The organism is Tenacibaculum halocynthiae (assembly GCF_964512825.1).
Taxonomy (GTDB): Bacteria; Bacteroidota; Bacteroidia; order Flavobacteriales; family Flavobacteriaceae; genus Polaribacter; species Polaribacter halocynthiae.
In genome coordinates, this window is the sequence record NZ_CAZELG010000021.1 from 421,455 (window position 1) to 435,792 (window position 14,338).

Below are 14,338 nucleotides of genomic sequence, written 5' to 3' on the forward strand. Positions count from 1 at the left end.
TTCAAACACATTAAAAATAATCATTTAAATATAATAATAGTATGGAAGCAGCAATAGTATTTATGTTCTTATTCGCAGTAATTTTTGGAATTTTTTATTTATTCTATTCAACAAGAAATAAAGAACGTTTAGCATTAATAGAAAAAGGTGTAGATGCCAAAATTTTCATGCAAGGAGAAAGAAAACGTTCAACCTTAACTGGTAGAGTTATTATTTTAAATTTAGCCTTATTAGCTATGGGAATTGGTGTTGGTGTGCTATTAGGAGCCATTTTAAGTTCTACTTTTGGTTATAGTGGTTCATGGGCAAACCGTCCAAGTAATGCAATTGATTCAGAAGTATTCTTTATTTCTTCAATTTTCCTTTGTGCTGGAGCTGCATTATTTATTGGATTTAACTTAACTAAAAAAATAGAAAACGAATAAAATAATTTCATGTAGTAAAAACGCAACCACTTCCTTTTGAAGTGGTTTTTTTCTTTTAAAAAAGGCTGTATATTTATAACATAAATAACAAGCTATGAGTAGAGACTATAAGAGTTCTGTTTTTAAAGATTTACTAGATCGTTTACAACAAGATAGCTGGCAATTAGAGTTATTAATTTCTGGTTTTGCTATTTTTGGTTTGTTTACTGCTTTTCCTCATGTAAAAACTGCTTTAGAAATAGCAGAGAACGACAAGAACATTTATTCTTTTATTATTTTAATTGTTGCTTTAGTAGCTTGCTATATTCTTATATTTAACTTACTTGTTCATGTAATATTACGAGGTCTATGGATTGGAGCTTTAGGCTTACGGTATATTTCTGGAGATATTGATTTTGAAGAATTAAACTACCATAATCGTTTCACTAAATATTTAAAAAAGAAAATCATTTCTTTTGATAAATATGTCGCTTCATTAGAAAATTATTGTAGTGTATTATTTGCTGCTTCTTTTTTATTGATTTTTTATGTAATTTCAATTACAATAATTGTAGTAGCATTTATTATTATTGCAACCTATATAATTTCTAACGATAATTTACCTAAAGATCTTAGAACTTTTATTGGGGCTACCTTAATGATAATTCTAAGTATTGGATCAATTTTAATGTTTATTGATTTTATTACCCAAGGATATTTAAAAAAGAAAAAATGGTTATCTAAAATATATTTCCCTTTTTATTGGGTATTCAGTTTTCTAACTCTTTCTTTCCTATATAGGCCTTTAGTTTATAATTTTTTAGATAACAAATTCACTAAAAGACTTAGCATTTTTCTAATTCCAATATATATAGTAATATCTATATTTAATTCAGTAAAATATCAAAAATCAAATTATATAAACAGTACTAAATACAACTCCAATTTATATATTGATGATAGAGAATATGAAAATTTAAGAATTAAGGAAAATGATTTTGTAAGAGTTGCTAGTATTCAATCGAAAGTAATAACTGATCCATTCATTAAGTTTTTTAAAGTTTTTAATGATAATGTTGAAGATAGAATTTATGCTTTCAACCCTACTTTAAAACCTTTAGAAGATAATAGAGGTTTTAAAACTGGTATTCGTATTTATAATAACAAATCTATTTCAAGAAAAAAAAGAGATAGTTTGGCTATTAAATATATAGAAACAATTAATAAAATGTATATCATTAAAATAGATACTACAGAATATAAACCTGATTTTTTAATAAGTCGTAACAAACAAAATCAAGTTGGTTTTGAAACTTACTTACCTACTAAAGAACTTAATGAAGGTAAACATATTTTAAGACTGAAACGAAAGCTAATAAAAAAACAAGATACTTTAAAAATTTTAGAGTTAACTATACCCTTTTGGTATTTTAAACAATAAATCATGAAAAAAATAGTACTCATATTAATATTTCTATCAACAACTATTAACGCACAAACTGATTCTAAAATTTACGACATCATTAATAATGTTTCTGCAAATAGAATAAAAAAAGACATAAAAACTCTTACGGAATTTGGAACTAGAAATACTTTTAGTGATACTATTTCAAATACTCGCGGTATTGGAGCTGCTCGTCGTTGGATAAAAGCACAGTTTGAAACTATTTCAAAAAACTGTAATAATTGCTTAACCACTTTTTATCAAAAAGATTTCGTTACTAAAAAAGGGAACAGACGTGTACCGCATGATGCTTGGGTAGTAAATGTTGTAGCTATACAAAAAGGTACAAAGTATCCTAATAGGTATATTATTATGAGTGGAGATATCGATTCACGTGCAAGTAACACAATGGATTTCACTACTGATGCTCCAGGTGCTAATGATAATGCTTCAGGTATGGCTGGAACTATTGAAGTCGCGAGGGTATTATCTAACTATAAATTTGAAAGTAGTATTGTTTATGTAGGTTTATCGGGTGAAGAGCAAGGGCTATTTGGAGGTGCTGGATTAGCTAAATATGCTAAAGAGAAACAATGGGATATTGTAGGTGTTTTAAATAATGATATGATTGGTAATATTAAAGGTGTTGATGGTGTTATTGATAATCGAAGTTTTAGAATATTTTCAGAACCAGTACCTGCAAATGAAACAGAAAGACAACGTAGAGCTAGACGTTTTTATGGTGGCGAAGTAGATGGGATTTCAAGACAATTAGCAAGATATATTTATAAAACTACTAAAACATATATGCCAGAAATGAACCCTATGATGATTTATCGCCTAGATAGATTTGGTAGAGGAGGCCATCACAGACCTTTTAACGATTTAGGTTTTGCTGGAATTAGAATTATGGAGGCTCATGAAAACTATACGCAACAACATCAAGATATAAGAACTGAAAACGGAATTAAATATGGTGATACTTTTGAACATGTTAATTTTGAGTATGCTAAAAAACTAACAGCTGTAAATGCAATTACTATGGCTAGTTTGGCCTTGTCTCCTCCTAGTCCAAAAAATGTAGGTATTGGTGGTATTGTAGAAGCCTCAGTAAAATTACAATGGGATAAAGTAGAAGGTGCTAAAGGTTATAAAATTTATTGGAGAGACACTACTTCACCTACTTGGGATCATAGTAGGTACGTAGGTAATGTTAATCGGTTTTTATTAGAAGGGATTGTTATTGATAATTTTTTATTTGGAATTGTAGCAGTTGGTAAAAATGGACATGAAAGTATTGTTTCATTTCCTTCAAAGATTGTTAGAAAATGGTAGAAAAACCATTATTATATTTTAAAACTGACTCCGAATGGCGTAGTTGGTTATTTGAAAATCATACTAAATCTGCAGGTATATATCTCATTTTATATAAAATAGAAACTAAAATACCAAGTATGCGCTGGGAAGAAGCCGTAAAAGTTGCCCTATGTTTTGGTTGGATTGATTCTACCGTTAAAAGTTTAGGCAATGGTAAGAGACAGCAATACTTTTGCCCTAGGAAACCCAAAAGTGTTTGGAGTAAACTAAATAAATCTTACATAAAGGAACTGGTTAATAATAATCAAATGCACTCATCTGGGTTACAAAAAATCAAAATTGCAAAAAGTAACGGATCCTGGGAAGCACTAGATGATATTGATAATTTAATTATTCCTACTGATTTACAAATTGAGTTTGATAAAAATAATAAAGCCTTTAATAATTATCTAAACTTCGCTCCTTCTTATAAAAAAAACTATTTATATTGGTTACATCAAGCTAAAAGAGAAATAACACGTCAAAAAAGAATTACGGAGATAATACAATTTTGTGAAGCTAACAAAAAGCAACGATAATGACTAAAATATTGATAACTGGTGGTACTGGTTTAGTAGGTAAACATTTACAAGAAGTTTTAAAAAAGAATAATCATGAAGTTTCAATACTAACTAGAACTCCTAAAAAGAGTAATGAATTTCGTTGGAATATAAAAGAAGGGTATATTGATGAAAAAGCTTTTGAAAATATTACACATATTATTCATTTAGCCGGCGCAGGAATTGCTGATAAAAGATGGTCAAAAAAACGTAAAGAAGAATTAATTGATAGTAGAATTCAATCTGCTAATTTACTATTTGAATATAGTAAAAAGTTGAATATTCAATTAGAAGGATTTATTTCAGCTTCTGGTATCGGTTATTATGGAGCTATAACTTCTCAATCTATTTTTAAAGAAACTGATGCTCCTGAAAACGATTTCATTTCAAAAATTTGTATTCAATGGGAAAAAGCTGCCTTACAATTTAAAACTCTTGAAATACCTGTTACTATTTTACGTACCAGTATTGTCTTAACAAAAACTGGAGGCGCTTTAAATAAAATAAACACACCACTATTTTTAGCCAAATTAGGTAACGGAAAACAATATATGCCTTGGATTCATATTGAAGATTTATGTGCTCTATATGTAAAAGCAGTTAATAATAATACCTTTACTGGTATATTTAATGCGTCTGCTCCTGAGCATCATACTAATACTTCTTTTACAAAAACATTAGCAAAAGTAACTCGTAAACTATTATTACCTTTTAGTATTCCTTCTTTTATTTTGAACCTTATTTTGGGCGAACTTTCTGTCATTCTTTTAAAAGGAAGTAAAATTTCTACCGAAAAAACATCACAATTTTATTCGTTTAAATTTGAAAAATTGAACAATGCTTTAGATGATTTATTATAAAGAAGAAAGTTATTACTCTTCTTCTATAACATTTTTAACTCTTCCAACAATACCAGATTCTAACTGTACTTTTATTCCGTGTGGATGATTTGGTGATTTTGTTAATAATCTACTTACAATACCTTCCGTTAACTCTCCAGTTCTTTGATGATTTTTCTGTACTACTTCAACAATACTACCAATCTGAATATTTTTTCTATTTCTACCGTCTTTCATATGATTCTTTTACTTTACAAAAGTAAAAGAATCAGTGACAAACTATTAAATAAAGTTATAAACTATTCCAAATATCAAGATATATCTTCCAATTTCCCGCTACTTTTTTCCAAACGATTACATATTTTCCTTTCCAGCTAGTTTTCTTTCCATCTTTTTTAACTGTAGTTCCTTCATATATACCATAATCATATGCTGTATTTTTAACTATTCGTATTTCATGTTGCGTTATCTTATGTTGTATTGTTTTAATACCTTCTGGAAGTGTCCAATACTTTACTATTGCTTTTTTCCCTTCTAATATGTTACCCCTTTGAGGAAATATTTTTGCATCTGTAGTATAGCACTCTCCAATCATTTTGTAATTAGACGTATTTACATATTTAGAAAAGTTTTTAGTGTTTTCTAAAATTTGTTTAATCTGTTTTTCTTTTCCAATATATGTTTGGCTATTTGCTACGTTGATAGAAAGAAAAAGTAAGAATATATATATTAATAGTCGCATTGTATTTATTTATTTGATGTTTTTGGCTTTCTATTAAATATCTTATTTACTACTTTCCATTCCCCATCTATCTTTAATAAATTCATATAATCTATAAATGTAAATGATGGATATTCAATTTCTAATTTTGCATTTGCTGTATTTCCAGAAACATTTATATAGGAAATTTGTGTTTTTCTATTTTGCTTAGGCCCTTTTTTTATTACTCTTTTAAAAAAACTTAGTGCATTTACTTCTTTATATATTCCCTTTGAAACAAATTTCATAGTTGCATCTTCATGAAATGCTTTTTTTAAAGTTTCAAAATCGTTATTTGTTCCTCCTTCTAAATAATAAGAAACTGTCTTTTCTACAAGCTTGTAATCCGATTCTTGTGCAAAGCTATTCATTGAACAGATGGTACAAAGTACTATTATGATAATTCTTTTTTTCATATTTAAATTGTTTTAATTTTTATTAAAGTATATTATTTTTCTAATAATTCTATCACTTTTTGAGCTACCGATACTGTAGCCGAAGGATCTTGACCTGTAATTAATCTTCCATCAACTACATAATTATTATCCCATCCTTTTTTAGAAAATGTAAATCTCCCTCCATTTGCAACTATACTTTCTTCTATAGAAAAAGGAAATGTTTTATAATAAGAAGCTGTTTTATTTTCAAAAATATCAGGAAAACCGTTTACTTCTTTCCCTGCGTACAAAAACGTTCCATTAGATAATTTTAAATTTACAATTCCGGCAGTGCCATGACAAATTGCAGATACAATACCTTTCTTTTCATAAATAGTTCTTGAAAGGTTTTGAATTCCTTTATTTTCGGGTACTCCAAACATAGCTGAACCACCACCACTATAATAAACAGCCTTATAGTTGATTTCAACAACACCTTCTGGAACTAATGTGTTCTTAAGTAAATTCATGAAATCTGAATCATATAAATACTTTTTTTGAATAGAATCAGATGTCTTTATATAACCGATAGGAATCGCACCTCCTTTAGGGCTTACAAAATCTACTTTATAACCTTTCTTCTTAAAAACATTATATGCCAAAACAATTTCAGAGAAATGATTAGCAGCATTTAATTTTGTATTTCCATATGTATGTTGATTTGATACTATAAAAAGTATTTTCCCTTTTTCATTTGTTGATGTTTTACACCCTAGTAAAACCAGAATGATTAATAACGAAAAGATTGTTTTTTGCATACTACCTTAATTTATCGCAATATGCATTCTTTCCTATAAAAAAAGGTTTTCAATTATAAATCCGAACTACCACTATGCAAACAAGAACTTTTAATTTTTACTATTTTCTTTTTTATATTTAGCTGGTGTAGTTCCTGTTACCTTTTTAAAAGTCGTGAAAAAGGTAGATTTAGAGTTAAATCCGCAATCATATCCAATTGTTTCAATTGTATATATTTTCTCAGATACTAATAACTGTTTTGCTTCTTCTATTCTAAGTTCATTTATAAATAAAGAAAATGATTTTCCTAAATTATCATTTAGAAGTTGTGACAATTGATGAGTTGGGATTTTTAGTTTTTTAGCAATCTCTGATATTTTTAAATCAGGATTTTTAAACAATTTTTCTTCTTTAATAACTGCTAATTTTTTAATTATTGGTTTAACTTCTTCTTCATCAAACTTTTTATTTTCATATTTAATTTTTTCTTCAAAAAACAAAGTGCTTTTATTTCTATTAAATACCCATAATAATAGTAAAAGATAAAAAACAAATGAAAATGACAATGCCCCTACAATGTATGATGTAAAAGATCCTATATTATAGGATAACCATATTACTAATACGCCTATAAAAATACTTAATAACCATATTTCAATTTCTTTAAGTTTAATCGACTTATTAAATACATTTTTTATAATATACTTTAATTCTATTCCTGTTAAAAGAATATAAATTAACCATTGTATATAAATAATTTTAACAATAAATCGTGACCATAATTTTCTATGCTCTAAATAAGGATACAGTACTCCTAAAACTATTAAAACAATAGTAAATGGAATAATATGCAACCTCCATTTTTTAGTTTTGCTTTCTTTTATTAAGGAAGTTATATACAAATACAAAGCAGGACCAATTAAAACACATGCTGAGAGCCCTATTTGTATAAAAACACTTGACAGATTTGGATTAAAATATAAAAAAACCGATTTGATAATTCGTATACTTAAAACAAATAATAATAATGATAAAAAGTAATTTGAAAACTTCTTGTGTTTTGTTGAATACGCAAAATAAACACTTAATAGAAATCCATTAAATGCTCCTAAAGCACTAAAAAAGAATAATAATTGACGTTCAAAATCCATTAATGCTAAAGTAAAAAACGTTTGGTATTTACCATAGTATTCCTACAATTAAAATTGAACTAGTATATTAATACACTCTATTTTATTTAAACTATAGCATAAATAAAATAGAGCGTTGATTAAAGTAATACCAAGACTATTTCATAGTTGCATTTATTATTTCAATTGTTTTTAATGAAACTCCCTTTGACGATAAATAATTTTGCCCAGTTATTAACCTTCCATCTACTTCAACATGAGCTTTCCCTGGTTTAGAAAATTGAAATTTCCCACCTCTTTTCTCAATCGTTTGTTTAATTAAAAAAGGAAAAGTTTTAAAATAATCTTTAGTTTTATTTTCATAATCGTCTGGATATCCGCTAACATTTTTACCATCTACTAAATATTTCCCATCTTTAGTTTTTAAATTAATAATACCTGCTGTACCATGGCATACTGAAGAAACAATTCCTTTATGCTTCTCATAAATTTCCATTACAATACTTTGTATCTCTTTATTTTCTGGAACACCAAACATAGCACCACCTCCTCCGATGTATTGAACCGCTTTATATTTTGAAGCATTAATTTCTGAAGGTGATTTTGTGTTTTTTAAAGCATTCATAAAATTAGAATCGTATAAATATTTTTTACTCTCACTATCTGAAGTATTAATATATGCTAAAGGGACTGCTCCTCCTTTTGGACTTAAAAAATCAACAGTGTATCCAGCTTTTTTAAAAACATCATAGGCATTTACAATTTCTGAAAAGCTATTACCCGTTTTTAATTTTGTATCTCCATAAAAATGAGCGTTTGAAACAACAAATAAAACAGCCTTTTCTTCTGGATCATCAACCTTTGTTGCTGTTTTACTAATAATTTTCCAATTACCATTAGTTTTCTTTAGCAAGAATAAATCAATATAAACCCATTTCCTTCCTGGCCCGGCTATTTCAACTTTAGCTGTTGCTATATCTTTCACTACCTCTACATATAATATTTTACCATCACGTCCATTAAATTTTCCTTTTATTGAGTTTTTAAAAAAACCAGTGTATTCCTTAGGAGTATAAACCTTAAAACCATCTCTTCCTGTAAGGTATAAAGTTGCATTTTCAGCAAAAGCACTTTCTAATAACTTTAATTTATTATAAGAACTTCCTTCAATATAGTTTTGTAATGTTTTCTTTACAAGTAAATTTTCTGTTTCTGTTTGCGCTTGTAGTATTTGAAATACTAAAAATAATACTACTAACAAGGTGTATTTTTTCATGACTCTAATTTTAGATTTTCAACAAACCTAAATAGAGAACCCTAAAAATTGGTTATAAGTTATAATTCAAGTGTCCAGAATTATAATTTTGGAATAAAAAATTACGAAAATTCCTTTTTATATTCTGATGGTGTTTTACCGGTAACCCTTTTAAACGTTGCGTAAAAAGTAGATTTAGAACTAAATCCAGCTTCAAAGCCTATGGCTTCTAAAGTTATTTTAGTTTCTTCTTTCAATAACTTTTTGGCTTCCTTAATTCGGTATTCATTTATGAATAATGCAAAGCTTTTTCCTAAATTATCATTCAACAATTGTGATAATTTATGTGAAGTAATATTCAATTCTTTTGCTATATCTTTTAATTTAATATTACTATTCTTATAAAATTGTTTTTTCTTTATTACCTCATGTAACTCTATAATCAGGCTTTCAGCTTCATTATTATCAATTTTCTTTGATACATATTTCTTAGGAATATCTTTGAAAATAGTTTCTCTATTTTTTTTTGACATAAAAAAGAAAAGTAATCCATAAAAAACTAACGAGAAAACTAATGTTCCCAAAAAATACATCCAAAAATAACCAATTAAATAAGCTAAATAAATTAATACATTCCCTAGAAAAACAGCAACCAACCATAATTCAGAAGTGGAATATTTTAAACTTTTACTGAATATTTTTTTATAGATATTTTTTAAAACAAACCCAGAAAACAATATATATATTCCCCAAATCGTGTAAATAACTGTTACAAAATCTCTCCAAAACTCTATGTTTGTCCTATAAGGTTTAAGCAACCCAATAATAACGACAATAAAAAAGAGACTAAAAACATGTACTTTCCATACAGTAGGTATTTTCTTTTTGTTTTCTACAGAGGATTTTAAATAATAAAATAACGAAACTCCAATTAAAAAACATGCTGAAAGACCTATTTGCATTATTAATAAATCTTTAGTTTCACTAAAAAGAGAGTATACTGATTTTCCTATCCTAATAGATAACATTAAAACTAGAAATCCAAATAATGTATTTTGTGTTCGCTTTGGTTTCCCCAAAAACAAAAAATATACACTTACAAGAAATCCATTAAAAACTCCTAGTGAGCATAAAAAAAACAAGATTGAATTATCAAAAGTCATTTAATGTTATTTATTATGCTTTCAAAAATAACAAAAACACTTGATGCTCTCAAGTGTTTTATTAACCTAAAATTTTTAATTAAAAATCAAATCTATAATTCATTTTAAAAGCTACTCCCCAATTGGTTCTAGTAATAGTTTTATTAAAATTATCGGTTACTACCAAATACACATACGATAATGGTTTATACTCCCATTGTAACCTGCTGCTCACATTAAAATTATCTCGCTGTGTGTTATACTGAACATACGTTGTCCAATTTAACCGATTATTAAAAAATACTTCACCTGTAAATCGAGTTAAATGAAAGGTTTCTTTTCCTAATAAATCTAAATCTATTTTATTAACATCGTAGTTGAATTGTAAATTTGCAAAAGGTAGTAGTTGATAGTTTAAATAGGCACCTGCAGCTACTCTACTTCCTGTATAGTAATTTCCTTTTTGTACATTAAAACGATATCTAAATCTTTGATTATTTGCTGAATTATACCCTATCTTTAGAATACCGTAATTATATGTACCTGGTATTAATGCATTTCCATTACCTAATGGATCAAAACCGTATTTTAAATCAACATAATCATGTTTAAAAACATAATATAAAGCTGATAAGTTTTTAAAAAATAGAGCCCCATTTAAAAAGTGTGATGACTGACTTACAGTTCCACTTTCATTAAAATAAGTATTGTTATTATAATTTAAATAACGAATGGAATTTAACGCTTTAGAGTTTTCATAAAATTTTTCAAACCTAACACTTCCTGTTGTCTGGGTATATCCTTCTCTAATTACTATATTATTTACCGCATCAAAATTATATAACCTTGGAGTAAATCCAACATCAGTAATATAATTTTTACCTACATTTTTCATTGCTGCACTCCAACTAAAACCTCTTTTATTAAACCATATCCCAGCATTATAAAAGTTATTATCTCCAGAAACATCATCATTAAAACTCTTCCCAAAATTTGCTATTCCAGTCCATTTATTATTATCTGATTTATAATTCACATTAACTCCTGCAACTCGATTATAATCGTCTATAAATTCAAAACCTGCTGTTTCTTGTCTATTAATAAAAAAACCTGTAGCTGTAAAATTTTTAGACAATTGTTGTTCAGCTACAATAGCCCCATAGTTTTGAGATTGAACACTATTTTCTTTTTCAGTTTGAACATTTAAAACTCCAATTCTTGTTTTAGATGAAACATTACCAGATAATTTTAATCCAAATTGAATTGGACTTTTTGAGCCTATACGCCTTGAATAAAAAGGATTAACCCCACTTACCCCCAAATTTGAAAACAAATCAGCATTCTCAAGGAAAAAGTTACGTCTTTCAGGGAAATTCACTGCAAAACGAGTAAAATTTGTTACCTGCTGATCTACATCGATTTGGGAAAAATCAGGATTTATAGTAGCATCAAATTTTAGTGATGAAGTTATATTATACTGTACATCTAAACTTGGCTTATATGTAGTATTACTAGTATTATTTTTAACATCATTTTGATTATTGATTGTTAAAGAAGGTGTAACAGTAAAGCGTGATGGAGATATTTTCGGCAAGTGTTCAATGGTAAATTTTTCAGTAAATCGTAAATCAAATAAACGATAATTCCTTTTCACATTTTTTAAAATAGTCCATGAATTAATTTTAATATCTCTCACATAAAATTGAATTCCAAAAACAGTATTATTTTTATTAAAATTTAAAGACTTCAAGGGGATTGCTATCTCATATTGCTTTTGTTTTCCATTCATAAAAGCTTTTGCTTTCCATACAGTACTCCAACTTGTACTAAAATCATACCCTTCATTTACACGTTCAACAATTCCATCAATTTGTGTACTGTAGCTATTTACTGAAAAATAATATGCGTTTTGTTGTTGATTTTGTGTATCTAAAACCATAGCAAATCCATCACTCAAACCTATAGGAGTATCGCGTTTTAATGAACTTACTTGTGTTTTTGGTGTACTATCATTATAAATTAAACTCACAAATAAATATTCTCCATTATGAAACATTTTTACTGATGTTTGATTCTTTGCTAAACCAACATCAGTAGGCGCATAATTATAAAATCCTGTATATGCAGTCAATTTATTCCAAGTTTTCTCATTTAATTTACCATCAATTTTAATTTTAGTATCTATAAATTTAATAATTGGCTGTTGAGAAAAACTATTTACTATGAAGCTTAATAGTAATAAAGTTAGAAAATTTTTCATTTTTATATTTTAAGTTTCATCAAAAGTATTATTGTTACTAACATCTCATAAAATAAGTAGACAAACTCAGCTTTAACGCAACTAGAAAGTGCTTTTAGTTTCAAATTTTATTTTATCCTCATAAACTACCTATACAACATCTTCAAACCCTATTTCGGCAATTTTAATGGTGAAATAGAAGCTATAATTGTATTTTAGCTAACTGTATGATTATTTTTAAAAACAAATATCTTTTTTCTAGTACCGTATTTTTTAAACATATATTGTTTTGGTTATGTGTGCTCTTTTATTTTATGTTCTCCTCAAACATTACCAACTTTGGCGGAGGATATATCCAATTATTTCATTCTACATTAAAAATTTTAATTCCTCAAATAATTACTGCTTATACTTGTTTGTTTGTTTTAGTTCCTAGGTTTTTGAACACAAAAAAAACAACACTTTTTATAATTTGGGTGGTACTTTTATTAATATTTATGTATGGGTTTTATCTGTTTTTACATATGTTTTTGTATGAACCTAAATACATACAGTTTTATAATGAAATTGCTAAAAAATATGCTGAAGAAACATACTTTGAACGGCTTTTAAGTTTTTCAGCTTTTTTAAGTAAGTCTATAAAATTCTTAACTCCTGCTACATTATTATTAATGGCTAGTTTTTATAAGAATCAACAAAAACTATTAATTTTAAATGAACAAAAAAAGACTGCTGAATTAACAGCCTTAAAACATCAATTAAACCCGCATTTTTTATTCAACACATTAAATAATCTATATACTTTAGCTTTAAAAAAATCAGATCAAACCCCTGAAGTTATTGAACGATTATCTGATATTTTAGACTATATGTTATATCGTTGTAATGATACTTTTGTCTCGCTTCAAAAAGAAATTGAACTTATTGAAAATTACCTGTCTTTAGAAAAAGTTAGGTATGGAAAACGAGTACAAATTTCTTTTGAAAGAAATATTCAGCAAGATGTTAAAATTGCTCCATTGTTATTACTTACTTTTATTGAAAACTCCTTTAAACATGGCGTAAGTCAAGAGCTAAATGAAGCTTTCATTACAATTAATATCAGTCTTAAAAACAATCAAATTATTTTTAACATTAAAAATTCTAAACCAACTGTTAGTTTAGAAAAAAACACTGAACATTGTATTGGATTAAAAAATATAAAAAAGCAATTAGAATTGATTTATCCTGATAATTTCGATTTAGATATAGAAAATACTACAAAATTTTATACCGTAACATTAAAACTACTAGCTAAATAATGATTTATAAATGTTTAATTATTGATGATGAAGAATTAGCTAGAGAATTAATAGAAACTCACATATCTCAGTTAACAGATTTTGAATTAGTTACTTCTTGTGCAAGTGCTATTGAAGCAAGTAGTATTTTACAACAAGAAACTATCGATTTGCTTTTTTTAGATATAGAAATGCCAGTTTTAAAAGGAACTGATTTTTTTAAAAACCTAATACAAAAGCCTAAAGTAATTTTCACTACTGCATATCGAGATTATGCTCTAGATGGTTTTGAATTAAACGCCGTTGATTATTTATTAAAACCTATTACTTTTTCTCGTTTTTTTAAAGCTATTGAAAAGTTTAAATCAATACATTCTACTGGTAAACAAACATCTATAAATATTTCACCATCAACAACTAATGACTATATTTTTGTTACTAAAAACAGAAAAAAAATAAAAATTATTTTTACTGATATATTATACATAGAAAGTTTAAAAGATTATGTGAAAATTCATTTAGAAAATGAGTTTCATACTGTAAAATTTAGTATTTCAGCTTTTGAAAAAGAACTAGACAATAGATTTGTTCGTATTCATCGTTCTTATATTGTAAATCGTAATAAAATTACTGCTTATACAAAAAACGATGTTGAAATTAATGCTATTGAAATTCCTATTAGTGATAATTATAAAGAAAACATACTCGATATTTTAAAATAAAAAACTCAGGATATTCTCCTGAGTTTTTTTAA

Annotated in this window: 15 protein-coding genes; 7 read left to right on the plus strand and 8 right to left on the minus strand. The window is 27.0% G+C overall.

Annotation, left to right across the window (positions count from 1 at the left end; all coding sequences use genetic code 11):
- Positions 1 to 41 precede the first annotated feature (41 nt).
- From ACKTTQ_RS08930 to ACKTTQ_RS08950, 5 genes are all read left to right on the plus strand, one after another.
- Positions 42 to 425 (plus strand): DUF6249 domain-containing protein, encoded by a 384-nt coding sequence (locus ACKTTQ_RS08930; RefSeq protein ID WP_113787432.1) that lies wholly within the window; start codon positions 42 to 44, stop codon positions 423 to 425.
- Between the two features lie 94 nt (positions 426 to 519).
- The gene (locus ACKTTQ_RS08935) at positions 520 to 1,845 is read left to right on the plus strand and encodes a hypothetical protein (protein WP_093871716.1); all 1,326 of its coding nucleotides are present in this window, start codon (positions 520 to 522) and stop codon (positions 1,843 to 1,845) included.
- A gap of 3 nt (positions 1,846 to 1,848) precedes the next feature.
- Positions 1,849 to 3,183 carry a M28 family peptidase gene (locus ACKTTQ_RS08940; RefSeq protein ID WP_408048999.1) on the plus strand — a complete coding sequence of 445 codons (1,335 nt, stop codon included), beginning with the start codon at positions 1,849 to 1,851 and terminating at the stop codon, positions 3,181 to 3,183.
- Positions 3,177 to 3,743 (plus strand): YdeI/OmpD-associated family protein, encoded by a 567-nt coding sequence (locus tag ACKTTQ_RS08945; protein ID WP_408049000.1) that lies wholly within the window; start codon positions 3,177 to 3,179, stop codon positions 3,741 to 3,743. Before ACKTTQ_RS08940 ends, ACKTTQ_RS08945 begins: the two co-directional genes overlap by 7 nt.
- A complete protein-coding gene (locus ACKTTQ_RS08950; protein WP_408049001.1) occupies positions 3,743 to 4,624 on the plus strand; it encodes a TIGR01777 family oxidoreductase in 882 nt (293 codons plus the stop codon). Before ACKTTQ_RS08945 ends, ACKTTQ_RS08950 begins: the two co-directional genes overlap by 1 nt.
- 12 nt (positions 4,625 to 4,636) lie before the next feature.
- Here ACKTTQ_RS08950 and ACKTTQ_RS08955 read toward each other — a convergent pair whose 3' ends face one another.
- From ACKTTQ_RS08955 to ACKTTQ_RS08990, 8 genes are all read right to left on the minus strand, one after another.
- Entirely contained in the window at positions 4,637 to 4,840 is a 204-nt protein-coding gene (locus ACKTTQ_RS08955) for a YwbE family protein (protein WP_093871720.1), read from the minus strand.
- Positions 4,841 to 4,895: 55 nt separating this feature from the next.
- Entirely contained in the window at positions 4,896 to 5,345 is a 450-nt protein-coding gene (locus ACKTTQ_RS08960; protein WP_093871721.1) for a YybH family protein, read from the minus strand.
- Between the two features lie 5 nt (positions 5,346 to 5,350).
- On the minus strand, positions 5,351 to 5,779 hold the full coding sequence (locus ACKTTQ_RS08965) for a nuclear transport factor 2 family protein (protein ID WP_093871722.1): 429 nt from the start codon (positions 5,777 to 5,779) through the stop codon (positions 5,351 to 5,353).
- A 32-nt stretch (positions 5,780 to 5,811) separates the two neighbouring features.
- Positions 5,812 to 6,558 (minus strand): type 1 glutamine amidotransferase domain-containing protein, encoded by a 747-nt coding sequence (locus ACKTTQ_RS08970; protein WP_408049002.1) that lies wholly within the window; start codon positions 6,556 to 6,558, stop codon positions 5,812 to 5,814.
- A gap of 90 nt (positions 6,559 to 6,648) precedes the next feature.
- Positions 6,649 to 7,689, minus strand: a complete 1,041-nt coding sequence (locus tag ACKTTQ_RS08975; RefSeq protein WP_408049003.1) for a helix-turn-helix domain-containing protein — start codon at positions 7,687 to 7,689, stop codon at positions 6,649 to 6,651.
- Between the two features lie 136 nt (positions 7,690 to 7,825).
- Entirely contained in the window at positions 7,826 to 8,944 is a 1,119-nt protein-coding gene (locus tag ACKTTQ_RS08980) for a nuclear transport factor 2 family protein (protein ID WP_408049004.1), read from the minus strand.
- Between the two features lie 101 nt (positions 8,945 to 9,045).
- A complete protein-coding gene (locus ACKTTQ_RS08985) occupies positions 9,046 to 10,086 on the minus strand; it encodes a helix-turn-helix domain-containing protein (protein ID WP_408049005.1) in 1,041 nt (346 codons plus the stop codon).
- A gap of 79 nt (positions 10,087 to 10,165) precedes the next feature.
- Complete coding sequence (locus tag ACKTTQ_RS08990) at positions 10,166 to 12,325, minus strand: DUF5916 domain-containing protein (protein ID WP_113787438.1); 2,160 nt, start codon at positions 12,323 to 12,325, stop codon at positions 10,166 to 10,168.
- 503 nt (positions 12,326 to 12,828) lie between these two features.
- Between ACKTTQ_RS08990 and ACKTTQ_RS08995 the strand changes: the two genes are divergently transcribed.
- Complete coding sequence (locus tag ACKTTQ_RS08995; RefSeq protein ID WP_299135087.1) at positions 12,829 to 13,605, plus strand: sensor histidine kinase; 777 nt, start codon at positions 12,829 to 12,831, stop codon at positions 13,603 to 13,605.
- The gene (locus ACKTTQ_RS09000; protein WP_093871729.1) at positions 13,605 to 14,306 is read left to right on the plus strand and encodes a LytR/AlgR family response regulator transcription factor; all 702 of its coding nucleotides are present in this window, start codon (positions 13,605 to 13,607) and stop codon (positions 14,304 to 14,306) included. Before ACKTTQ_RS08995 ends, ACKTTQ_RS09000 begins: the two co-directional genes overlap by 1 nt.
- Positions 14,307 to 14,338 lie beyond the last annotated feature (32 nt).